Source organism: Azospirillum sp. CT11-132 (assembly GCF_047302835.1).
In the GTDB taxonomy this organism is placed as follows: domain Bacteria; phylum Pseudomonadota; class Alphaproteobacteria; order Azospirillales; family Azospirillaceae; genus Azospirillum.
The window spans coordinates 550,664-571,466 of record NZ_JBGLZA010000009.1 but is presented as its reverse complement, the minus strand read 5'-3'; the positions used below and the strand labels follow the sequence as shown (position 1 = coordinate 571,466).

The 20,803-nt window shown below is 69.2% G+C and carries 16 protein-coding genes; 6 read left to right on the top strand and 10 right to left on the bottom strand.

Going from position 1 to position 20,803, the window contains the following annotated elements; translation table 11 throughout:
• The gene (locus ACCD06_RS34325) at positions 1-339 is read right to left on the bottom strand and encodes an acyl carrier protein (RefSeq protein ID WP_413346940.1); all 339 of its coding nucleotides are present in this window, start codon (positions 337-339) and stop codon (positions 1-3) included.
• A gap of 228 nt (positions 340-567) precedes the next feature.
• On the opposite strand from ACCD06_RS34325, the gene ACCD06_RS34320 reads away from it, so the two are divergent.
• The gene (locus ACCD06_RS34320; RefSeq protein ID WP_413346938.1) at positions 568-1,977 is read left to right on the top strand and encodes a nucleobase:cation symporter-2 family protein; all 1,410 of its coding nucleotides are present in this window, start codon (positions 568-570) and stop codon (positions 1,975-1,977) included.
• On the opposite strand, the gene ACCD06_RS34315 is transcribed toward ACCD06_RS34320, so the two are convergent.
• The 4 genes from ACCD06_RS34315 to ACCD06_RS34300 form a co-directional block, all read right to left on the bottom strand.
• The gene (locus tag ACCD06_RS34315; RefSeq protein ID WP_413346936.1) at positions 1,974-2,906 is read right to left on the bottom strand and encodes a DMT family transporter; all 933 of its coding nucleotides are present in this window, start codon (positions 2,904-2,906) and stop codon (positions 1,974-1,976) included. The genes ACCD06_RS34320 and ACCD06_RS34315 overlap by 4 nt on opposite strands.
• 113 nt (positions 2,907-3,019) lie before the next feature.
• Positions 3,020-5,086: a putative bifunctional diguanylate cyclase/phosphodiesterase gene (locus ACCD06_RS34310; protein WP_413346934.1), complete on the bottom strand. Its 2,067-nt coding sequence runs from the start codon at positions 5,084-5,086 to the stop codon at positions 3,020-3,022.
• 500 nt (positions 5,087-5,586) lie between these two features.
• Entirely contained in the window at positions 5,587-6,222 is a 636-nt protein-coding gene (locus tag ACCD06_RS34305) for a LysE family translocator (protein WP_136701228.1), read from the bottom strand.
• A 140-nt stretch (positions 6,223-6,362) separates the two neighbouring features.
• Positions 6,363-8,276, bottom strand: coding sequence for a hypothetical protein (locus tag ACCD06_RS34300; protein WP_413346932.1), 1,914 nt, complete (start codon positions 8,274-8,276; stop codon positions 6,363-6,365).
• Between the two features lie 442 nt (positions 8,277-8,718).
• On the opposite strand from ACCD06_RS34300, the gene ACCD06_RS34295 reads away from it, so the two are divergent.
• Positions 8,719-9,375 carry a DUF1194 domain-containing protein gene (locus ACCD06_RS34295; RefSeq protein WP_348770447.1) on the top strand — a complete coding sequence of 219 codons (657 nt, stop codon included), beginning with the start codon at positions 8,719-8,721 and terminating at the stop codon, positions 9,373-9,375.
• A gap of 13 nt (positions 9,376-9,388) precedes the next feature.
• Here ACCD06_RS34295 and ACCD06_RS34290 read toward each other — a convergent pair whose 3' ends face one another.
• Positions 9,389-9,577 (bottom strand): hypothetical protein, encoded by a 189-nt coding sequence (locus ACCD06_RS34290; RefSeq protein WP_109076510.1) that lies wholly within the window; start codon positions 9,575-9,577, stop codon positions 9,389-9,391.
• A 417-nt stretch (positions 9,578-9,994) separates the two neighbouring features.
• Between ACCD06_RS34290 and ACCD06_RS34285 the strand changes: the two genes are divergently transcribed.
• From ACCD06_RS34285 to eat, 3 genes are all read left to right on the top strand, one after another.
• Positions 9,995-11,386: an ethanolamine ammonia-lyase subunit EutB gene (locus tag ACCD06_RS34285; protein ID WP_413346929.1), complete on the top strand. Its 1,392-nt coding sequence runs from the start codon at positions 9,995-9,997 to the stop codon at positions 11,384-11,386.
• Complete coding sequence (gene eutC, locus ACCD06_RS34280) at positions 11,386-12,150, top strand: ethanolamine ammonia-lyase subunit EutC (RefSeq protein ID WP_413346927.1); 765 nt, start codon at positions 11,386-11,388, stop codon at positions 12,148-12,150. The genes ACCD06_RS34285 and eutC overlap by 1 nt, the downstream gene beginning before the upstream one ends.
• Positions 12,151-12,215: 65 nt before the next feature.
• Positions 12,216-13,628: an ethanolamine permease gene (gene eat / locus ACCD06_RS34275; RefSeq protein WP_136701224.1), complete on the top strand. Its 1,413-nt coding sequence runs from the start codon at positions 12,216-12,218 to the stop codon at positions 13,626-13,628.
• 213 nt (positions 13,629-13,841) lie between these two features.
• Here the strand turns inward: eat and ACCD06_RS34270 are convergent, their stop codons facing one another.
• The 4 genes from ACCD06_RS34270 to ACCD06_RS34255 form a co-directional block, all read right to left on the bottom strand.
• On the bottom strand, positions 13,842-15,068 hold the full coding sequence (locus ACCD06_RS34270) for a polyhydroxyalkanoate depolymerase (protein ID WP_109156344.1): 1,227 nt from the start codon (positions 15,066-15,068) through the stop codon (positions 13,842-13,844).
• Positions 15,069-15,321: 253 nt separating this feature from the next.
• The gene (locus ACCD06_RS34265; RefSeq protein ID WP_109150440.1) at positions 15,322-16,131 is read right to left on the bottom strand and encodes an endonuclease/exonuclease/phosphatase family protein; all 810 of its coding nucleotides are present in this window, start codon (positions 16,129-16,131) and stop codon (positions 15,322-15,324) included.
• Positions 16,128-18,389, bottom strand: coding sequence for a VTT domain-containing protein (locus ACCD06_RS34260; protein WP_109156343.1), 2,262 nt, complete (start codon positions 18,387-18,389; stop codon positions 16,128-16,130). The genes ACCD06_RS34265 and ACCD06_RS34260 overlap by 4 nt, the downstream gene beginning before the upstream one ends.
• A gap of 401 nt (positions 18,390-18,790) precedes the next feature.
• Positions 18,791-19,531, bottom strand: a complete 741-nt coding sequence (locus ACCD06_RS34255) for a sensor histidine kinase (RefSeq protein ID WP_109156342.1) — start codon at positions 19,529-19,531, stop codon at positions 18,791-18,793.
• A 221-nt stretch (positions 19,532-19,752) separates the two neighbouring features.
• On the opposite strand from ACCD06_RS34255, the gene ACCD06_RS34250 reads away from it, so the two are divergent.
• Positions 19,753-20,784, top strand: a complete 1,032-nt coding sequence (locus ACCD06_RS34250; protein ID WP_413346923.1) for an esterase-like activity of phytase family protein — start codon at positions 19,753-19,755, stop codon at positions 20,782-20,784.
• Positions 20,785-20,803: the final 19 nt, after the last annotated feature.

The following is a 20,803-nucleotide window of genomic DNA, read 5'->3' as shown; positions in this document are numbered from 1 at the left end:
TCAGGCTGCGATCTGGTTGATGCTGCGGCAGCGGTTTTCGAACTCGTCGGAGATGAAATCGGGGCGTTTGTAATAGCCCTTGATCCAGCTCGCCAGCAGACAGAGTTCCTCCAGCTTCACCAGTTCGTCCAGCGTCCCTTCGGGAAAGCGGATGGCGAAGCTTTCGGAGATGTATTCCAGAACCTGCTCGACTTGGTCGATCGACAGCTGGATATCGGTCTCCAGGGTCGCATTGCGGGTCAGCAGAGCCTCGTCGACCCCATATTCGTCGCGGATCAGCTTCACGATCCAGCGGAACATGTGCATCCAGTTGGATACACCCTCGATCGACTTGCTCATCGCGACGCTCGGCTTTGGGTTGCGCGAAAGGGGTAGGCCACTGCGACTGTACGCACCGATCGTTAAAGAATAAAGCAGTCAGCATTGGGGTCTCCCGCTGGGCGCGGCAAAAAACCGCGCGGGATTTGCCACCTCCGCGGGCAGGAGGCGCCGGAGTGTGCCCAGACATTGTGCAGGGACGGACGAAGCCGGGACTGGAATCCGCCACGGGGCGGAGCGGCACGGCCCATGCAGATCGAAGCCGATCCACCGGACAGCGAGGCTTCCGCCATGGCACGTGCCGCCATCACTCCTGACGTCCACCCCGTCGACGAGGTCCTGCCGCCCTGGCGGCTGCTGGCGCTGGGACTGCAGCATGTGCTGGTGATGTATGCCGGGGCCATCGCGGTGCCGCTGATCGTCGGCGGGGCGCTGAAGCTGCCGAAGGACCAGATCGCCATGCTGATCAACGCCGACCTGTTCGCCTGCGGCGTGGTCACGCTGATCCAGGCGGTGGGTTTCTGGCGCTTCGGCATCCGCCTGCCGGTGATGATGGGCGTCACCTTCGCCGCCGTCGGGCCGATGGTGGCGATGGCGACCAACCCGTCGCTGGGGCTGCTGGGAATTTACGGCGCGGTGATCGGGTCCGGCATCTTCGCCATCCTGGCGGCGCCGCTGGTCGGCCGGTTGCTGCCGCTGTTCCCGCCGGTGGTGACCGGCAGCGTCATCGCCATCATCGGCATCTCGCTGATGCGGGTGGGGGTGGGCTGGGCCGGCGGCGGGGTCGGCAACCCGCGCTTCGGCGATCCGGCCTTTCTGGGTATCGCCGCCTTCGTGCTGCTGGTGATCCTGGCGCTGATGAAGCATGGCCGCGGGTTCGTGCGGAACGTTGCGGTGCTGCTGGGGCTGGTGGCCGGCATGGCGCTGGCGATGGCGCTGGGCATGGTCGACTTCAAAGGACTGGCGGAGGCGCCCTGGGTGGCGGCGGTCCAGCCCTTCCAGTTCGGCATGCCGGTGTTCGATCCGGTCGCCATCCTGACCATGTCGCTGGTGATGATCGTGGTGATGATCGAATCGACCGGCATGTTCCTGGCCGTCGGCGACATGGTCGGCCGCCCGGTGAGCCGGGAGGATCTGGTCCGCGGCCTGCGCACCGACGGGCTGGGCACGCTGATCGGCGGCGTCTTCAACACCTTTCCCTACACCTCCTTCTCGCAGAATGTCGGGCTGGTCGGGGTGACGGGCGTGCGCAGCCGCTGGGTCTGCGCGGCGGGCGGGCTGATCCTGCTTTTGCTGGGGCTGCTGCCGAAGCTGGCCCATGTGGTGGCGTCGGTGCCGGCCTTCGTGCTGGGCGGGGCCGGGCTGGTGATGTTCGGCATGGTGGCGGCGACCGGCGTGAAGATCCTGGCGCAGGTCGATTTCGCCAGCCGGCGCGAGAACCTGATCGTCGTGGCGGTCAGCGTCGGCGTCGGGCTGATCCCGCTGGTGTCGGACAAGTTCTTCTCGCAGATGCCGGCCGTCCTGTCGCCGCTGCTGCACAGCGGCATCCTGCTCGGCACCCTGACCGCGGTGGCGCTGAACTGGTACTTCAACGGTCTGGCCGGCGCCGACCGCGCCCGTCACGATGTGGCGGCTGCGGCGCAGGGGGTGGAGGCTTAATCCTTCCGCCGCAGTAGGTCCTTGCTGGCGAGCAGCGACCCGCCGGCGATCAGGGCGCAGGACACCCAGATGATGCCGGAGTTGGGGGCGAGGCCGAACAGGACGAGCAGCAGGGTCGACAGCAGCGGCGCCAGATAGGACAGTGCCCCCAGTGCCCGGATGTCGCCGTGGCGCACGCCATAATCCCAGACGAAGAAGGCCGCCCCCACCGGTCCCAGCCCCAGCAGCAGCATCGCTCCCCAGCCGGCGGCGGTCTCCGGCCACACCGTGCGTTCCAGCGCCAGATGGCAGAGCAGCGACAGGATCGCGGTGACGAGGCAGAAGGCGCTGACCGCGTCGGTCGGCGCCTCGCCGATCTGGCCGAGCCGGCGGCGCAGCACCGAATAGCCGGCCCAGGTGACAGCGCTGGCCAGCGCAGCGGCATAGCCCGGCAGATGCGCCGGGTCGATCGAGAATCCGCCCATGGAGTTGCCGCTGCCGCCCCGCGCGATCAGCAGAACCGTGCCCGCCAATCCGGCGAGCGCGCCGCCGACATGCCAGGAGCGCAGCCGTTCCCCCGGCAGCAGGGCGGAGAACAGCACGATCAGCAGCGGCCACAGGTAGTTGATCAGGTTGGCCTCCACCGGCGGCGCCGCCTGCAAGGCCATGAAATAGAGGAAGTGGAAGCCGAACAGCCCGCCGACTCCCAGCGCCCAGGCCGCCGGCGGCTGGCGGAAATAGCGCAAGGGGTTGTCGCCGCGCGACGCGGTCCAGCCGCTGCCGACCAGAAAGGCCAGCAGGAAGGAGGTCGCCACCAGTTGGAACGGCGGCACCATGGAGGCCAGCGTCGCCAGCGGGGCCAGCGTCGCCCACAGCAGGATGGCGGTGAAGCCGACCAGCGTGGCGCGGTTGACGGATCGGCGATCAGGCAAGGTGGCTGAGACGGTCATGATGGGTGTCGGTCGGTTGGCGCGAGGGAGGCGACCATAACCGCCCCGGGGCGGGCTGTCTTGACCGGACCTCCGCCGCGCATTGACCGAAACTCCGGCCTCACGCGGCGGCCTTATGCCGTCAGGGGCAGCGCCTCGTTGCGGGCGAAGGCGGTCATCACCATCGCTTCCGCCGCCTCGGCCGCCAGCGGGCGCGAGATCAGGAAGCCTTGCAGGCAGTCGCAACCGGCTTCCGCCAGCCAATGCCGCTGTTCGGCGGTCTCCACACCCTCCGCCACGGTGGACAACAACAGCCGTTGGGCCAGCGCGATGACGGTGGAGGCGATGTCGGGGGCGTGCGGCAGGTCGTTGACGAAGCTGCGGTCGATCTTCAGCACATCGACCGGCAGCTGGCGCAGATAGGCCAGCGAGGAATAGCCGGTGCCGAAATCGTCGATGGCGATGCGCACCCCCAACGCCCGTAATCGGTTCAGCGTCGGCAGATGGTGGCGCACGTCCTTCATGATGACGGTCTCGGTGATCTCCAGCTCCAGCAGGTGGGGCGGGGTGCCGTGGCGCTGCAGCACCTGCTCGACCAGCCGGGCGAAGCCGGGGTCGGCGAGCTGGCGGGCGGAGACGTTGACCGCCACCGGCACCGGACCATGGTCGAGCGCCCAGCGGGTCGCGGTGCGGCAGGCCTCCTCCAGCACCCAGCGGCCGATCTCGATGATGAGGCCGGTGTCCTCGGCCACCGGGATGAAGTCGGCGGGGGAGATCGCCGCCCCCTCGTGCCGCCAGCGGATCAGCGCCTCGAAGCCGGTCAGCCGGCCGCTCGCCGCCTCGATCTTCGGCTGATAGACCAACTCGAAGGCCCGCGCCGCCACCGCCTCGCGCAGGCCGGATTCCAGCCGCAGCCGGGTCTCGGCGCGGTCGGTCATGTCGCGGGTGTAGAAGACGAAGCGGTCGCCGCCCGCCGTCTTGGCCGCCTGCATCGCCGAATCGGCCATCCGCATCAGGCCGATGCTGTCGGGCGCCTCGCCGCTGCCCTGCAGGGGATGGACGGCGACGCCGATGCTGGCGGTGAGGTGGACGCGATGCTCCCCCACCTCGCGCAGGGAGGACAGGCCGTCGAGCAGCCGTTGCGCCACCATGGCGGCCTCGTCGCGGTCGGCGACGCGCTCCAGCACCACCAGGAACTCGTCGCCGCCCAGCCGGCCGACGGTGTCGCAGCGGCGCACGCTGGCGCCCAGCCGCTCCGCCACCCGGCAGAGCAGCAGGTCGCCGACGCCATGCCCGAGGCTGTCGTTGACCCGCTTGAAGCGGTCGAGGTCGACATACAGCACCGCCAGCCGGCCCGCGTCCGGTTCGCGCGCGCGGTTCGCCAGTTCGATGGCGTGGTCCAGCCGGTCGAGCAGCAGCGCCCGGTTCGCCAGCCCGGTCAGCGGACAGCGCGTCGCCAGCCGCCGCAGCTCGTCATGCTCGCGTTCCAGCAGGGTCAGGGTGTGGTTGAAGCGGGCGATGACGAAGCCAAGCTCGTCGTCGGCATGGCCGCGCGGCACGGCCAGCGGCTGGCCATAGGGCTTTTCCGGGTCGATCCGCGCCACCGCCCGGCCGATCTGCAGCAGCGGCCGGGTCAGCAGCCGGTGGAACACCGCCGCCATCGCCAGCCCGATCAGCAGGTTGCGCAGGGTCCCCGCCACCAGCGCCGCCGAGACATAGGCGAGAAATCCCGACGCCGCCCGCCCGGTGTCGATGCCGACGATCAGCGTGCCGATGCGGGGGCTGTCCGCGACCTTCGGCGCGCTCGCCGGGGTCGTCAGGTCATGGGTCACCACCGGCCGGTCGATGAAGAGCAGCGCCGTCGCCGCGCGCTCCAGAAGGCTCGCCGGTCTGGGCGGGCGTTCGCGACGGGCGAGAAGGGTGCCGTCGCCCAGCCGGATCTCCGCCCAGGCGGCATTGGCGCGGACGATGCCCTGCAGCACCTGGCCGGCCAGCTCCGCGTCGATCAGCCAGGCGGCGCTGGCGGCCGGCCCCTCGACCAGGGCGACGGCGTCCGCCACCTGGGCCAGGGCCACGGTCCGCTCACGGCTGGCGGTCCAGGCGAATTCGGCCGCGGTGATGGTCAGGCCGATGACGAAGGCGGCGAGAACCGCGTGAATCGCCTGCTTCAGCGTCAGGCTGCGCAGGACTGGGATCGCCATCGCACCGTTCCTCGGCCGCATGTTTCGCACCGCCGCATCTACAAGGGCTAAGCCTTTCGGCAGAGGCGGCGAACCGAAGCATTAGTGGTGCGGGCGATGACCGGGGCGCGGCGGTTCCATGAAATTTTTGTAACCGGGGACGCGCTCTATTGCTGAGAATGCATATTGCTGCATGGGCCCATTCCTGCGGCGCATGGCTACCATTCAGCATTGGTAATACCAGTTCGTGTGCGCCGCAGCATATCTTGGCCTTGCCCATTCTCGGGGCGTTTCCTCCCTAAACTTCAGGGCCGCGCGATTGCGCGGCCCTTTTTCTTTGAGCGGGAGGACCGGGGTGAATCAAAGTCTGCAGACTTTGGACCCTATCAAAGACAATTCTCGGCCGTCATTCCCGCGAAGGCGGGAATCCCGCTTTTTCAGTGGCTTAGGCGCAGAGCTTCCTGGTTCCCCGCCTTCACGGGGATGACGACCGATAATCGCGCGAAGAATCCTGCAGACTCTCAGACCCGGCGGGCGAGCGCCAGCAGGCCGCCGGCGCCGATCATCAGGCCGCCGGTTAGACGGTTCAGCGACTTGGCCGCCGACACGGTGGTCAGCTTCGCCGCCAGCCGGTCGCCGCCGGTGGCATAGGCCATGATCCAGCCGAACTCGATCACCACCATGGTGGCGACCAGCGCCATCAGCTGCGGCGCCAGCGGCGCGGCGGCGTCGATGAACTGCGGGAACAGGGCGCCCATGAACACCAGCGCCTTCGGATTGCTGAAGGCGACCAGCGCGCCGCGCAGGAACAGGCGGACGGGCGTGCCCTCCCCCGATGCGGCGGCCGTGGCGTCACGCTCGCCGGGCTGTTCCACCGGCGCCAGCCATGCGGCGATGCCGAGCCAAGTCAGATAGGCGACGCCGGCCCAGCGCACGATCTCGAAGGCCAGGACGGAGGTGGAGAGCAGGGCGCCCAGCCCGAAGGCCGACAGCGCCGCCATCACCGCCAGCGCCGCGCACATGCCGGCGCCGCCCCATGCTGCACGGCGGGCGCCGAAGCGCAGGCCGAGGCTCATCGCCAGCAGCATGTTCGGCCCCGGCGTCGCCGAGATCACGAAGGCGGTGGCGAAGAAGAAGGCGAGGGTCTGCCACATCATGATTTGGGAGCCTCAAGAACGGGGATACCGGGGGTGGGCAACAATCGGCCACACCACAGCAGCACGCGTCCGGCTCCGCCGCAAGCGGCTCCGGCGAAACACAGCCATGCTCGGCGGCAAGGATGGCCGGCCGTTCCGGCTCAGGGCGTCGCCGCCCGCACCTGCCAAGCACGGAAGGCGAGGTTCGCCGAATCCTGGTCCGGCCGCTTGTAGGAGGCGAAGCGGCGGTCGCGAATGCGGCCCTGCGCCTCGCGCCACACCCCGTTCCAGTCGATGACGCCGTCCGCCAGCAGCCGGTTTTCGATGATGCCCAGCAGGGCTTCGTTGACAGTCGACACGCCGATGTTCTGCGTCGCCAGCACCAGTGCGTCGGGCGCGCGTTCCAGCGTGGCGCGCAACCGTGTATGCCCGCCGCAGGACCCCCAGAAGACCAGCGCCGTGGCCGGCGCGATCTCCGTCATGGTGGAGTCCTCGTGATAGCTGTGGCCGCGATGGATGACGATGGACGGGGTCAGCCCTTCGCGCGCCATCCAGTCCCAGGCGGCGGCGCGGCCGGCGTCGCTGGCGCCGGGCTCGTCGGCGACGATGATGATCCGGCGCCCGTGGCGGTCCGGGCTGACGGCGACGGTGAAGCCGGACTGGCTGTGGAGCGCCCAGCCCTGGGCACGGTGCTGCCGCAGGAAGCCGCGGAAGGAGGCCCGCCCGTCCGGGTCGTCGTAGAAGGTCATCCGCTGGACGTTGATGCCGTTGCGGAACAGGCGCTGCCCGGTCAGGACGGGCAGGGCGGCCGGCGGATGGCGCTGGAGGAACCGTTCGGCCTCGAAAGCCGGGGTGGCCGGGCGGCCCGACAGGCGCGTCGCATGCAGGCTGCCGGCAAGTCCGGCCATGGTCCGGGCCGGCGTTTCGCCGGTCCCGCGGTACCAGACCGCCAGCTCGTCCTCCAGGGCGGCGCGGACGGCGCGGTTGTCCAGGTCCATGGCGTCGGCCAGCGCACCGATCACCATGGCGGCGTCGGCTCCGGGCACCGGCGCGTCCCGGGCCGGCAGCAGAGCCCGCAGGCTCTCGCGCATCAGGTCCCGCGCGGTGGCGGGATTGGCGCCGAACAGGCTGGCCGCCCGGCCGCCGCCGACCGTCGCCACGAAGAAGTCGGCCCACAGCGGCCGTGTCCGTTCGCCGCGCGCGAGGTCGAGAAGGCTCCGCCGCTCTTGCTTGAGCTGGATTTGCAGGATGTTAACCAGCCCGTCGAGCGAGGAGGTGTAGAGCTGCGGCCCGATCCGCGCGATCAGCCCGAACAGATCCTCCGCCGACAGCGCCATGGCGATGTGGAAGCGGTCGGCCGGCGGATCGTCCACCATGTCGTCGAGCAGCGCGCCGATCTTCGGCGCCATCGCGGCCGGATCGCGCGCGAGCGAGGCGGCCAGCGCCTTCGCCGCCTGGATCTCCAGCGCCCGCAGCTCGGGCTTGCCCAGGCGTTTGCGCAGTTCGTGCCGCGTTTCGTAGAAGGGCAGCCCGGTGTCGAGCGCCCGCGACAGCAGCCCGGGGTCCAGCGCGAGGGCGACGATCTCCGCGCCGCCGGGACGGCCGATTAATTGGTCCGCGGCTCCGACCGCGTCGAAGGGCGCCAGCGTCGCCGCCCCGCGCAGCGCGGCCAGCGCCGCCTCGCCGGGGAACAGGCTGGAACAGCGGAAGGCGTCCGCCGGCGACCGGCGGGCCAGTTCGGCGAATGCCTCGTCCCCGCCGGACAGGGCATCGAGGACGGCCTGGCCCGCCGGTTCGTGATCGGCGCAGGTGCCGGGAACGTCGGCGGGGCGCCCAGCCGGAGTCTGTCCAACCGGTTTCTGCCCAGCCGGAGTCTGCCCGGCCGGGGCTTGCGGCTTGGGCGGAGCGGGTACGGTCAGCCCGGCGGACTGCAGCGGAGGGGGCAGGGTCTGGGCCGCCGCCATGACGGTCCAGCCGGCCGCCAGCGCCGCGCCGGCCAACCATGACAGCCGGCCAGCCCATCGGGACGGAACCGGTGCGGCGGTATGGCAGGGGAGCGAGCGGGCGGAAGGCACGTCTATGGCTGCTCGGAACATGGATGGGGACGGGGAGGGACGGGAAGGCGTCGCCTTGCGGACTACCCCTTAAGGCGTAAGCTATGCAGGCAATCGGCGGTTTGTCACCTCCCTATCGGGGCGAAGCTCCGAACCGCCGCGGGTTGCCGCCGGCCCGCAAGTCCGGTGGGCGGCGTGGAGTACCCCGCCCTGCCCAATCGCGACTGCCGGAATAGCCCGGCGGGGCATGGACAGGAAACGTTCGCACACCAATCCTCAATCCTTCGTCCGGCGCGACTCTTTGTCCGGCGCGACAGGCCGGACACCGGTGGCGAGAAGGAGGGTGCGTATGCGTGCATACCGTCTCTTGGCCCATAGCCGTGCCTGCCTCCTCGCCTCCCTGCTTGTCGTCGCTCCTTTATGCTTGTGCTTATCCGCGGTTCCCGCCGCGGCGCAGACGCCGGTGGACCTGGAACTGGTCCTGGCGGTGGACGTGTCCGGCAGCGTCGACCCGGACGAGGCGAAGCTGCAGCGCAACGGCTATGTCCAGGCCCTGCTGAACCCGAAGGTGCAGGCGGCGATCCGCGGCGGCCCCTTCGGCCGGATCGGCGCCACCTATGTGGAATGGTCGGGCGAAAGCTATCAGCACATCGTCGTCGCCTGGACCGAGCTGAGCGATCCGGCCAGCGTCGAGCGCTTCGCGGCGATGGTGGCGGAGGCGCCGATGACGACGGAGCAATGGACCTCGATCAGCGCCGCCATCGACTTCGTCGTTCCGCTGTTCGACAACAACGGGTTCGAGGGCATGCGGCGGGTCATCGACATTTCCGGGGACGGCGAGAACAACCGCGGCCGCCCGGTGGAGGAGGCGCGCGACGCCGCGGTCGCCCGCGGCATCACCATCAATGGGCTGCCGATCCTGAACGACCGGCCCAACCCCTGGGGCGGCGCGGCGCCGAACGACCTGGAGGGCTATTACCGCGACCATGTCATCGGCGGCCCCGGCGCCTTCCTGGTGCCGGCCCGCGACTTCGACGCCTTCGCCGACGCCATTCTCAGCAAACTGCTGCTGGAGGTGTCGGGCGTCCAGCCGGACGGGCTGGACTTCGCGGCTCGCTGAGCGGGGGTGGGAGTCAGTTCACCGCCCGGTCGATGGCGCGGCCGGCCTTTTCCGCCGGACCCGGTGGGTCGATGGCGTCCTTGACGCTCTGGCCGGCGTTGTCGATGGACTCGCCGGCCCGCTCGGCCGGACCGTCCTTGTGGCAGGCGGCCACGGCGACCAGCGGCAGGACCAGGACGGCGGTGCGCAACAGCGTCAGCATGACGGTCTCCTTACTTGTGGCGCGCGGCGTCCGGTGACGGGCGGCGCGCTGCGGTGCGATAGGGAACGGCACGGCCGGGCTCTGGGTTCGGCCGCCTAGCCGATTGCGCGGCTTACGGTCACGCTTGGGCTGGGGCGCCTCCATTTCAGTTACTCCTCCCGCCCATATCCCCCTCTCCCCCCCGGGGAGAGGGTCGGGGTGAGGGGGATGCATTGCGTCGATTAACTGGGAGCGGAGAGTGCGCGATTCTTGAAGATCCTCGCCACGCGACCCCCTCACCCTAACCCTCTCCCCGGGGGGGAGAGGGGATCCTGGGCAGGGTAAGCGGCTGACCCGCATTTTGTGTTCTACGGTCAACTGCCCGCCGCGTCCGCCGTGCCACTCTGCCTTCCGTGATGAGACGGGCGGGAGGCCGGCATGGCTGGGTACCATTGCGATCTGGGGCGGCAGCGCCACCGTTTCGACGATCTGAAGGCGGTGATGGCCTGCGCCTCGCCGCGGCGGTCGGGGGACGAGCTGGCGGGCATCGCCGCCGACAGCGACGAACGGCGGGTGGCGGCGCGCATGGTGCTGGCCGACCTGCCGCTGAAAACCTTCCTGACCGAGGCGCTGGTCCCGTATGAGACCGACGAGGTGACGCGCCTCATCATCGACCACCATGACGCCGAGGCCTTCCGGCCGGTGGCGCACATGACGGTCGGGCAGTTCCGCGACTGGCTGCTGTCCTATGACGCCGACACCACGGCGCTGACGGCGCTCGCCCCCGGCCTGACGCCGGAGATGGTGGCGGCGGTGTCCAAGCTGATGCGGAACCATGATCTGGTCTGCGTCGCCGCCAAATGCTCGGTCGTCACCCGTTTCCGCACCACGGTCGGGCTGCCGGGGCGGCTGTCGAGCCGGCTGCAGCCCAACCACCCGACCGACGACCCGACCGGCATCGCCGCCTCCACGCTGGACGGGCTGCTCTACGGCATCGGCGACGCGGTGATCGGCATCAACCCGGCGACCGACAATGTGCCGGCCTGCATCGCGCTCTTGGAGATGCTGGACGCCGTGCGCACCCGCTTCGATATTCCGGTGCAGTCCTGCGTGCTGGCCCATGTCACCACGACGATGCAGGCGATGGAGCGCGGGGCGCCGGTCGATCTGGTGTTCCAGTCGATCGCCGGCACCGAGAAGGCCAACCGCGGCTTCGGCGTCAGCCTGTCCTTGCTGGCCGAGGCGCAGGAGGCGGCCAAGGCGCTGAAGCGCGGCACCATCGGCGACAACGTGATGTATTTCGAGACGGGGCAGGGATCGGCGCTGTCGGCCGACGCCCATTTCGGCGTCGACCAGCAGACGGTGGAAACCCGCGCCTATGCCGTCGCCCGCGCCTTCGACCCGCTGCTGGTCAACACGGTGGTCGGCTTCATCGGCCCCGAATATCTCTACGACGCCAAGCAGATCACGCGGGCCGGGCTGGAAGACCATTTCTGCGCCAAGCTGCTGGGCGTGCCGATGGGCTGCGACGTCTGCTACACCAACCATGCCGAGGCCGACCAGGACGACATGGACGTCCTGATGACGATGCTGGCGACCGCGGGCGTCAATTTCCTGATCGCGGTGCCCGGCGCCGACGACGTCATGCTGAATTACCAGAGCCTGTCGTACCACGACGTGCTCGGGCTGCGGCATCTGCTGAAACGCCCGCCGGCGCCGGAGTTCGAAGCGTGGCTGGACAAGGCCGGCTGGCTCGACGAGCAGCGCCGCCTGCCGCCCTGGCCCGACCAGAGCCTGGTCGTCTCCGCCCTGCTGGGGAGTGCGGCCTGATGAGCGACAATCCCAAGGATCCATGGGCGCGCTTCCGCAGCGCCACCCGCGCCCGCATCGCGCTCGGCCGCAGCGGCGACGCCCTGCCGACCAAGGCTCTGCTGGAGTTCCAGCTCGCCCATGCCCGCGCCCGCGACGCGGTCCATAGTGCCGTCGATTTCGACCGGCTGGCCGCCGACCTGTCGCCGCTGGAGACCATCCGCGTCCACAGCGCGGCCTCCGACCGGCCGACCTATCTGCGCCGGCCCGATCTCGGCCGCCGGCTCGATCCGGCCAGTGCCGCCGCGCTGCCGGCGGGGGAGTGGGACCTGCTGTTCGTGATCGCCGACGGGCTGTCGGCCGCTGCGGTGCAGGTCAATGCCGCGCCGCTGGTCCATGCCTGCGTCGCGCGGCTGGGGTCTCTGCGCATCGGGCCGGTGGTGCTGGCCGAACAGGCGCGGGTGGCGCTGGGCGACGAGGTGGCGGCGGCCATGGGCGCCCGGCTGGTGGCGCTGCTGGTGGGCGAGCGGCCCGGCCTGTCGGCCGCGGAGTCGCTGGGGGTCTATCTGACCTGGGACCCGAAGCCGGGCCGCGCCGATTCCGAACGCAACTGCATTTCCAACATCCATGCCGACGGCCTGTCGATCCAGACGGCCGCCGACAAGCTGTGCTGGCTCGCAACCGAGGCGGCGCGGCTGAAGCTGACGGGGGTCGCCCTGAAGGAGGACGCCCCGTCCCTTGCCGGTCCGGACAACGAGAAAAAACAACTCACCGACCGGTCCTGAGAGAGCGCCGCCATCGGCACCAATGCCGTGACTTTCAAAGCCTTTGAACAGGGGCAGGAGGCAACATGTCTGGGAACACGAAGCCTGAATTGAGCAAGAGCCTGAGCGGGCTCCATCTGTGGGGGATCGCCGTGGGGCTGGTCATCTCCGGCGAGTATTTCGGCTGGAGCTACGGCTGGGCGGCGGCGGGAACGCTTGGCTTCCTCGTCACCACGATCCTGATCGCGGCGATGTACACCACATTCATCTTCAGCTTCACCGAGCTGACCACCGCCATTCCCCATGCCGGCGGTCCCTTCGCCTACAGCTACCGCGCCTTCGGGCCGACCGGCGGCTTCGTCGCCGGCTTCGCCACGCTGATCGAGTTCGTCTTCGCGCCGCCGGCCATCGCGCTGGCCATCGGCGCCTATCTGAACGTGCAATTTCCGGGGCTGGACCCGAAGACGGCGGCGGTCGGCGCCTACATCGTCTTCATGGGGCTGAACATCGCCGGCGTGTCCATCGCCGCCACCTTCGAGCTGTTCGTCACCATCCTGGCGATCATCGAGCTGGTGGTGTTCATGGGCGTCGTCTATCCCGGTTTCTCCTGGGCCAACTTCACCGCCAACGGCTGGGCCGGGTCGCCGAGCTTCAGCATGGACGCCTTCGGCGGCATCTTCGCCGCGATCCCCTTCGCCATCTGGTTCTTCCTGGCGATCGAGGGGGCGGCGATGGCGGCGGAGGAGACCAGGGATCCCAAGCGCACGGTGCCGCGCGCCTATATCTGCGGTATCCTGACGCTGGTGGTGCTGGCCTTCGGCACCATGATCTTCGCCGGCGGCGTCGGCGACTGGAACGCGCTGTCCAACATCAACGACCCGCTGCCGCAGGCGATGAAGGCGGTGGTCGGTGAATCGAGCGGCTGGCTGCACATGCTGGTGTGGATCGGCCTGTTCGGGCTGATCGCCTCCTTCCACGGCATCATCATGGGCTATTCGCGCCAGATCTTCGCGCTGTCCCGCGCCGGCTTCCTGCCGCCGGTGCTGGCCCGCCTGCACCCGACCCGCAAGACCCCGCATTGGGCCATCCTGGCCGGCGGCGTGATCGGCATCGCCGCCATCTATTCCGACGAGCTGATCAAGATCGGCGGCCAGCCGCTGACCGCCAACATCGTGACCATGTCGGTGTTCGGCGCCATCGTCATGTACATCATGAGCATGGCGGCGCTGTTCCGCCTGCGCACCACCGAACCGGCGCTGGAGCGGCCGTACCGCGCGCCCTTCTACCCGGTGTTCCCCGCGATCTCGCTGGTGCTGGCGGTGCTGGCCCTGGTGACGATGGTCTATTACAACGCGCTGGTCTTCGGGCTGTTCGTTGCGCTGTTCGCGCTGGGCTACCTGTTCCACGTCGCCACCGCCGGCATGCGGGTGAAGGCCGGCGGAGCGTCGGGGCTGGGGCATATGGATGCCTTCACCGAGGCGCGGTCGATGGTGGATTGAGCTTTCGGCACCGGAAGTTAGACCCCCACCCTGACCCTCCCCCGCTGGGCGGGGGAGGGGATTGGTGCTGATGCGGGAGAGTGGCGGCAGTCCCTCCCCCGCCCAGCTCTCGCACAAAGCTTTGCTTTGTGCTGACGCGGCAGGCGGACCGTAGGTCCGCTGAGAGCGGGGGAGGTTAGGTGGGGGTCTAGCTCCGCAAGAAACCGCAGCCCCTCACTCCCCGTCGTGGCTTTGGATGAAGCTGCGGATTTCCGGCAGGATCGCTTCGCGCCAGCGGCGGCCGTTGAAGATGCCGTAGTGGCCGACGCCCTTCTGGAAATGCGTCTTGCGCATCCCGTCCGGCAGCGACGAGCACAGGCGCTGGGCCGCGATGGTCTGGCCGGGGGCGGAGATGTCGTCCAGCTCGCCTTCCACCGTCATCACCGCGGTCTTGCGAACTGCCGCCGGCTCCACCTTGCGGCCGCGCGACATCATGGTGCCGTTGGGCAGGGCGTGCTTCTGGAACACCGTCTCGATGGTCTGCAGGTAGAATTCCGCCGACAGGTCCATCACCGACAGATATTCGTCGTAGAAGCGGCGGTGCTGCTCGGCCGAATCGCCGTCGCCGCGGACGAGGTGGCGGAACAGGCCGACATGCTCGTTGATGTGGCGGTCGAGGTTCATCGACATGAAGCCCGACAGCTGGATGAAGCCGGGATAGACGCGGCGGAAGGCGCCCGGATAATAGACCGGGACCGTGGTGATGACGCTGCGCTCGAACCACTTCAGCGGGCGTTCCATCGCCAGCTTGACCGGCACTGTCGGGTTGGCCATCGGGTCGATCGGGCCACCCATCAGGGTCATGCTGCGCGCCTGCACCGGCTCGTCCGCCGCCGCCATCAGCGACACCGCCGCCATCACCGGCACCGCCGGCTGGCACACCGCGATGACGTGGGTGTTCGGCCCCAGGAAGCGGATCAGCTCCGCCACCGTGTCGATGTAGTCGTCCAGGTCGAAGCGCCCGGCCGCCATCGGCACCAGCCGCACGTCGATCCAGTCCGTGATGTAGACGTCATGGTCGCGGATCAGCGCTTCCACGGTGCCGCGCAGCAGCGTGGCGTGATGCCCCGACATCGGGGCGACCAGCAGCACCTTGGGCTGGCGCGGCGTGCCTTCCGGCTTGGCGAAGTTCAGCAGCTTGCAGAAGGGGGACTGCCAGACGAAACGCTCGGTAACCGGCACCGTCTGCCCATCGACCACCGTCTCCGCCAAACCGAATGCCGGCTTGCCGAAGCGGCGGGTCGTCCGCTCCACCAGCTCGGCCCCGGCGGCGACCGCCCGGCCAAGCTTGGTGTAGGACAACGGCATCAGCGGGTTCTGGAAGGTGTGCTGGGCGGCTTCGGCCCAGAAACGCATCGGCCGCATGGCGGCGTGTTGCATGTCGTACAGATGGTACAGCAAATCAGATCCTCACGTCACGGCTGCCCCCGGTCGGCCAGGGTCGGTTATACCTTCGATCAGCGCATTGATCGTATTACCAACCATATCCTTCGTCAGGGGTGGCGTATAGGTCAAGAGCTTCTTCGCATTTGCAAAGCTCTGTTGTTAAAAGAACATTGCACTGCACAAAAAATTATCAACCGCAACGATTCCGCTATGACCTCGGAGCGCGATTCCGTTGGTCATACTGACGTTTAGGAACAGCCGTTGACGTTCAGGGGACGGCGAGCACCGCGCGGACCGGCAGATGGTCCGATGCCCGACGGGTGAGGATGGTGCGAACCACCTCGAAAGCGGGGATTTGCAAGCCTCCCGTCACATAGATGCGGTCGAGCCGCAGGGTCGGCATGCGGGCGTGGAAGCTGCGCGGATTGGCGACGTCGGCGAAGGAGGAGGCGAGCTGGCGCAGCCGGGGGGAGCTGGGCGTCCATTCGTTCAGATCACCCATGAACAGGGTGGGCAGCTCTGGCTGGCTTTCCACCCGCGACACTATGTCACCAACCTGTTTGGCCCGCTCCCAGGGGTCGAGGCCGAGATGGGCGACGATCACCCGCACCGGGCGGCCCTGCACCTCCACCACTGCGTCGATGGCGCCGCGCGGCTCGCGCTTGCCGACGGACAGGTCCATCGTCTCCATCGACCGCACCGGCAGGCGGGTCAGCAGGCAGTTGCCGTAATGGGCGCGCTCGCTGTGCTTGGTCGGGCCGGCATAGGCCGTCAGCCCGGTGTGCCGCTCCAGGAAGGCGAACTGGTCCATCCCCGATTCGCCGCGATGGTGCCAGCCGACCTCCTGCAGGCCGATCAGGTCGACGTCGAGGTCGCGGATCACCTGGGCGATGCGGTCGGGGGCGAATCGGGCGTCGAGCCCGACGCAGCTGTGGATGTTCCAGGTGGCGACGCTGAGCGCGGCCATGCCGTCCGGGATGGGGTTGCTGCGGCGGTCGGCACGGCGGGGACGGCGGGCGCGGGCGGCGCGCAACGCGGCGGCGATGCGCTGGACACGGTCACGGCTGAAACGGATCACGGTTCCAAATTCCTTTCGTCTGCCCTGTCGTCTTGCCCCACATCCGCAGGTTTCCGGCCGGAACGGCCGAGAAGGCGGCTGGTCACCCAACCCAACCCGATCGCCACCGCCGCCATCCCCGCCAGCAGCGCGATGTCGCCGGCCCCGGGGTTGGTGATGGTGCGCTCAAGCTGGTGCCCGAGCAGATTGAAGGCAAGGATGCCGGGCGCAAGACCGACCATGGTGCCGATCACATAGTCGCCGAAGCGCAGCTTCGACGCGCCGGCGGCGAGGTTCACCACCGTATAGGGTGCCACCGGCACTGCGCGCACGCCGGCCACCGCGGCGATGCCGCTGTCTGCTAGCTTCTCGTTGATGCGGGCGATCAGCGGGCCGCCATGGCGGTCCAGCAGGTCGCGTCCCGCCATCCGCCCGGTCCAGAACATTGCCACCGCCGAGGCAACCGCCCCGGCCATCGCGGTGGGAAAGCCCCACCACGGTCCCATGACGATGGCGGTGGCGGCGATCATCACCGTCAGCGGGAACATGACGTAGCCGCCGGCGACATAGGCCAGCATCAGCCACAGCGGCGCCAGCGGGCTCTCGCCCAGGCTGTGGAAGACGGTCAGCACGGAGCCCAGCGTCGCCCATTCGCTGAGCGCGGTGTAGCGCCACATGCCCCACAGCCCCAGCAGGGCCAGGACGCCGGCCAGCATCAGCCAGTGGCGGGTGCGCGGGATGCGCGACGGCAGCACCCGGCGGACGATATCCACCGCGCCGACCGGATGTTCGGGATCGAAGACGCGGGCGTCGGCGACGGCGGCGGCCAGCCCGTCGGGTTCGGGGTCGTGCAGCGGTTCCAGCGTCCGCCCGATCGGCTTGCGCAGCGACTCGATGGCGGCGGTGAGCGACCCCAGCCGCCGGTGCGCCGCCGCGACCGCCGCCGCCGTGGATCCCAGATGCTCGGCGATCAGGTCGTCGCGGGTGTGGCGGATGGCGCGGCGGGTCTCCGCATGCTCCGGCCCCGGCCCGGCTTCCAGCGCAAGGTCGCACTCGGTGTCGAGACCCATCGAGCGGTTGTTGAGGTTGGCCGAGCCGATGCGCAGCAGACGGTCGTCCACCACCATCACCTTGGCATGGACGGTGATGCAGGCGCCGCCGTCGGTCAGCGCGGCGAACAGGCGGAAGCGGCCGTGGCGGTCGGCCTCGCGAAGCTCGCGGGTCAGCCGGGCACGGGCGCCGAGCATGACGGTGTTCTCAAGCCAGCTGGTGGTGCGCACCGGGTTGACGACGATCACCTCCGGCCCGTCCGGCTCGGCCAGCCGCGCTTTCAGCGCCTCGGCCACCGCGGTGGAGGCGAAATACTGGCTTTCCAGATAGATGACGTCGCGCGCCTGGGCGATGGCCTCCAGATGGAGCGCTTCCACCTCGCGCACCGCCTCGCGCCCGTTGTAGGCGGGATCGGTGCGGGCGATGCCGACGCGCACGCCGCGCAGCATCGGCTCGAAGCCGGGCGGCCAGGGGTCGGCGGCCAGCGGGTGGCGGCGGGCCGGCCGGCCGGGGGAGTGGGCGGGGGGCGTCAGCGTCTCGCCGGTGGCGCGCGCCCAGCGGTCGCGGAACATCTCCCCCAGCGCGCGGGCGGCGTCGCCGTCCACCGCCATCATTACGTCGTGGAACGGCTCATAGGGCTTGCCGTCGGGCTGGCGCCGCCGCGGGTCATGGGCATGGTGGGCGCGGGTGTCCCAGCGGTTGGCGGTGACGTCCAGCCCGCCGCAGAAGGCGACCTGATCGTCGATCACCAGCATCTTCTGATGATGGCAGGCGCCGGTCGGATGGTCGCTGTCCAGCCGGTATTGCAGGCGCCGGTGGGTCAGCCAGTTGCGCAGCATGAAGGGATGCGACCAGCGGGCGAGGTCGAAAAGCTCGGCATAGTCCCATTTCAGCACATGGATGTGCAGGTCGGGCCGCGTCGTCGCCAGCCAGTTCAGCAGCGTGCCCAGCCGGTCGGGCCGGCGCGGGCGGCGGGTCTGTGGCATCAGCCGGATGCGGGCGTCGAAATCCCAGGCGGTCATGTAGATGCTGCGCCGGGCGCGCCGCATGGCCGCCTTGGCCAGCGCGAAATAATCCTCGGCATCGACGATGACGCCCAGCCTCGCGGTGTCCTCCACCCGCCAGCAGGTCCGCCCCGGCTCCAGGATCGGCCGCAGTGCGCCGGTGGCCCCGGTGGAGGCGGGCGGCGATCCGGCTGACGGGATTGGCTGGGGCGAATGGGCGTACATGGCGTCCGATCGGCTGCGTGTCCTGGGTCATAACATGTGGGAAGGCCTTTCCTTCCCCACCCTTCGCCATTTGGTGAAAGCCGGTGGGAATTGCAGCCACCCGAACCGCGCCGGTGGTCGAAAAATCAACCGTGTCAGGAGAATTGCAGGGCCGCGTGAATGAAGCGTCGCGGCATCAATCCGACGATGACGACGTGAGCCCCATGACGGTGAGGATGCCGGCACTGAGGGGGACGTTTATCGTCGTTACGCCGACGCAGCCCCCGTTTCGGCTGTCTTCCCCGCGAAGGCGGGGATCCAGGAAACTCCGCAGTTAAGCGGCTGAAACGACTGGATTCCCGCCTTCGCGGGAATGACGGCCGAGAGGCGGGTTTGGAACTGTCGACGAGTGCCGGGCGTCTTCAGACCGGGAAGCTGACGCTGGCGGTGGTGCCGGCGGCGTCGCTGTCGGTGGACAACGTGTCGCCGAGCTGGCCGGCCAGCGCCTCGGCCAGCATCATCCCGTCTTCGGACGTGGTGTCGAACCCGGCGGGCAGGGCGCGGCCGTTGTCCTCCACCGTCAGGCGGGCACGGCCGCTGTCGTCCTGCTGGCGCACGGTGATGCGGATCCAGCCGTCGTCGGGGAAGGCATGGTGCAGGCAGTTCGTCACCAGCTCCGCGATGATGAGGCCAAGCGGCATCGCCTCGTACAGGCCGATCTGGATCGGGTCGGAATTGACGGTCACCGGCACGCGCGACAGGGCGCCGGGCGTGCCTTCCCGCACCGCCTCGCACAGCGCGGTGACGTAGCGGCCAAGGTCGACATGGGTGCCGGCGCCGCTCTCGTGCAGCTGACGATAGAGAATCGCCAATGCCTCGATGCGGACCATGGTCTGCTCGTAGGCGGCGCGGGCGTCGGGATCGCGGATGCGGCCGGCCTGCAGCTTCAGCAGGCTGATGACCAGCTGCAGGCTGTTCTTGGCGCGGTGCTGCAGTTCCCGCAGCTCCGCTTCCAACTCCTGGATGCGCGCCGCCAGCCGGTCGGCCAGGGGCATGCCGCCGGCCTCGCCGCCAGACACGCCGCCAGACACGCCGGACGCGACGCCGTCGCCGGTCTGGTCCGGAGGAGAATAGGCGGTCTGCGACCGCGGAAGCATCGGCATGGGAACGGGCTCGGCTCGGTCGTCATGGATAGGCATCGTCGAAAACATTCGTCAATCTAAGCGCTTGTCCCGCCGACCCCACCGGTTCTGAGGGAGTAATCCGCCGCGCCTAGCCGGTATGATGGATGTGCCGCAACGGCTGCGCCGCAGGTCGCCATATGCACGCAATGATCCTCAAAAGAAAGATTGTGTCTCTCGATTGCACTGACAAGAGTGGCGCGATGACGATACGAAAGACAGTGGTCTGGAGCCTGCTGCTGGTGGCCCTGGCCGGCGGCTGTGCCGCCGTGGTCGGTGCCGGCGGAGGGGAGCCCGAATCGGTCAAGGCCGTCACCGTTCCGCTCGACCGTGGGCGGTCGGGCAAGCTGACGGTCGGGCCGCTGCGCTTCCTTGGTGGGCTGGACATCGCCGGGGGCGACCGGGTCGGCGGGCTGTCCGGGCTGTGGGTGGACCCGGCCGGCGACCGCTTCTTCGCCATCGGCGACACCGGGCTGGTGGTCGATGGCCGGCTGCAAACAGATGCCGGAGGGCGGCTGACCGGCCTGTCCGATGTCCATTCCCGACCGCTGACGGTGGAGGAGGGGACCTCCCACAGCAAGGGCCGCACCGATGCGGAGGATCTGACGCGGCTGCCCGACGGCGGCTGGCTGGTCTCGCTGGAGCGTGACCACCGCATCCTCCACTACAAGAGCGGCGACCGCGGGCCGGAGGGCACGCCGACGCCGATTCCGCTGCCGCCGGGCATGGACAGCGCGCCGGAGAATGGCGGGCTGGAGGCGCTGACCCGCCTTCCCGACGGACGGCTGCTCGCCATGGAGGAGGGGAAGGACGACGGCCGCCGGGAACGCCGCGCCTGGATTACCCGGGCGGGGATCAAGGGCGACGGCGTTCCGCGCAGTGCCGCCGACTGGCAGCCCTTCACCTATCTCGCCGCCCCGCGTTACCGCCCGACCAGCGTCGCCCCGCTGCCGGACGGCGGTGCGCTGGTGCTGGAACGCTGGGTGTCGCTGCTGGGCGGCTGGTCGTCGCGGCTGGTCCGCGTGGCGCCGGGCCAACTGACCGCCGGCGCCGTTGTGGACGGCGAAGAGCTTGGGCGCTTGGAGCCGCCGCTGGTGAACGACAATTTCGAAGGCATCGCCACCCGGCCGGGGCCGGCGGGGGAAACGCTGGTCTATCTGATCTCCGACAACAATTTCAGCTCGCTCCAGCGCACCTATCTGCTGCTGTTCGCCCTGCCCGGCCCGTCCTCGTAGCCGCAGTCCGACCAAAGTC

Bases quoted from the DNA above. Each gene is read 5' to 3' on its own strand.
- ACCD06_RS34315 (WP_413346936.1), bottom strand. From the start codon at position 2,906: ATGACCGTCTCAGCCACCTTGCCTGATCGCCGATCCGTCAACCGCGCC.
- ACCD06_RS34290 (WP_109076510.1), bottom strand. From the start codon at position 9,577: ATGCTGACGCTGTTGCGCACCGCCGTCCTGGTCCTGCCGCTGGTCGCC.
- ACCD06_RS34325 (WP_413346940.1), bottom strand. From the start codon at position 339: ATGAGCAAGTCGATCGAGGGTGTATCCAACTGGATGCACATGTTCCGC.
- eutC (WP_413346927.1), top strand. From the start codon at position 11,386: ATGAGCGACAATCCCAAGGATCCATGGGCGCGCTTCCGCAGCGCCACC.
- ACCD06_RS34310 (WP_413346934.1), bottom strand. From the start codon at position 5,086: ATGGCGATCCCAGTCCTGCGCAGCCTGACGCTGAAGCAGGCGATTCAC.
- ACCD06_RS34250 (WP_413346923.1), top strand. From the start codon at position 19,753: ATGACGATACGAAAGACAGTGGTCTGGAGCCTGCTGCTGGTGGCCCTG.
- ACCD06_RS34285 (WP_413346929.1), top strand. From the start codon at position 9,995: ATGGCTGGGTACCATTGCGATCTGGGGCGGCAGCGCCACCGTTTCGAC.
- ACCD06_RS34320 (WP_413346938.1), top strand. From the start codon at position 568: ATGCAGATCGAAGCCGATCCACCGGACAGCGAGGCTTCCGCCATGGCA.
- ACCD06_RS34255 (WP_109156342.1), bottom strand. From the start codon at position 19,531: ATGCCGATGCTTCCGCGGTCGCAGACCGCCTATTCTCCTCCGGACCAG.
- eat (WP_136701224.1), top strand. From the start codon at position 12,216: ATGTCTGGGAACACGAAGCCTGAATTGAGCAAGAGCCTGAGCGGGCTC.
- ACCD06_RS34305 (WP_136701228.1), bottom strand. From the start codon at position 6,222: ATGATGTGGCAGACCCTCGCCTTCTTCTTCGCCACCGCCTTCGTGATC.
- ACCD06_RS34260 (WP_109156343.1), bottom strand. From the start codon at position 18,389: ATGTACGCCCATTCGCCCCAGCCAATCCCGTCAGCCGGATCGCCGCCC.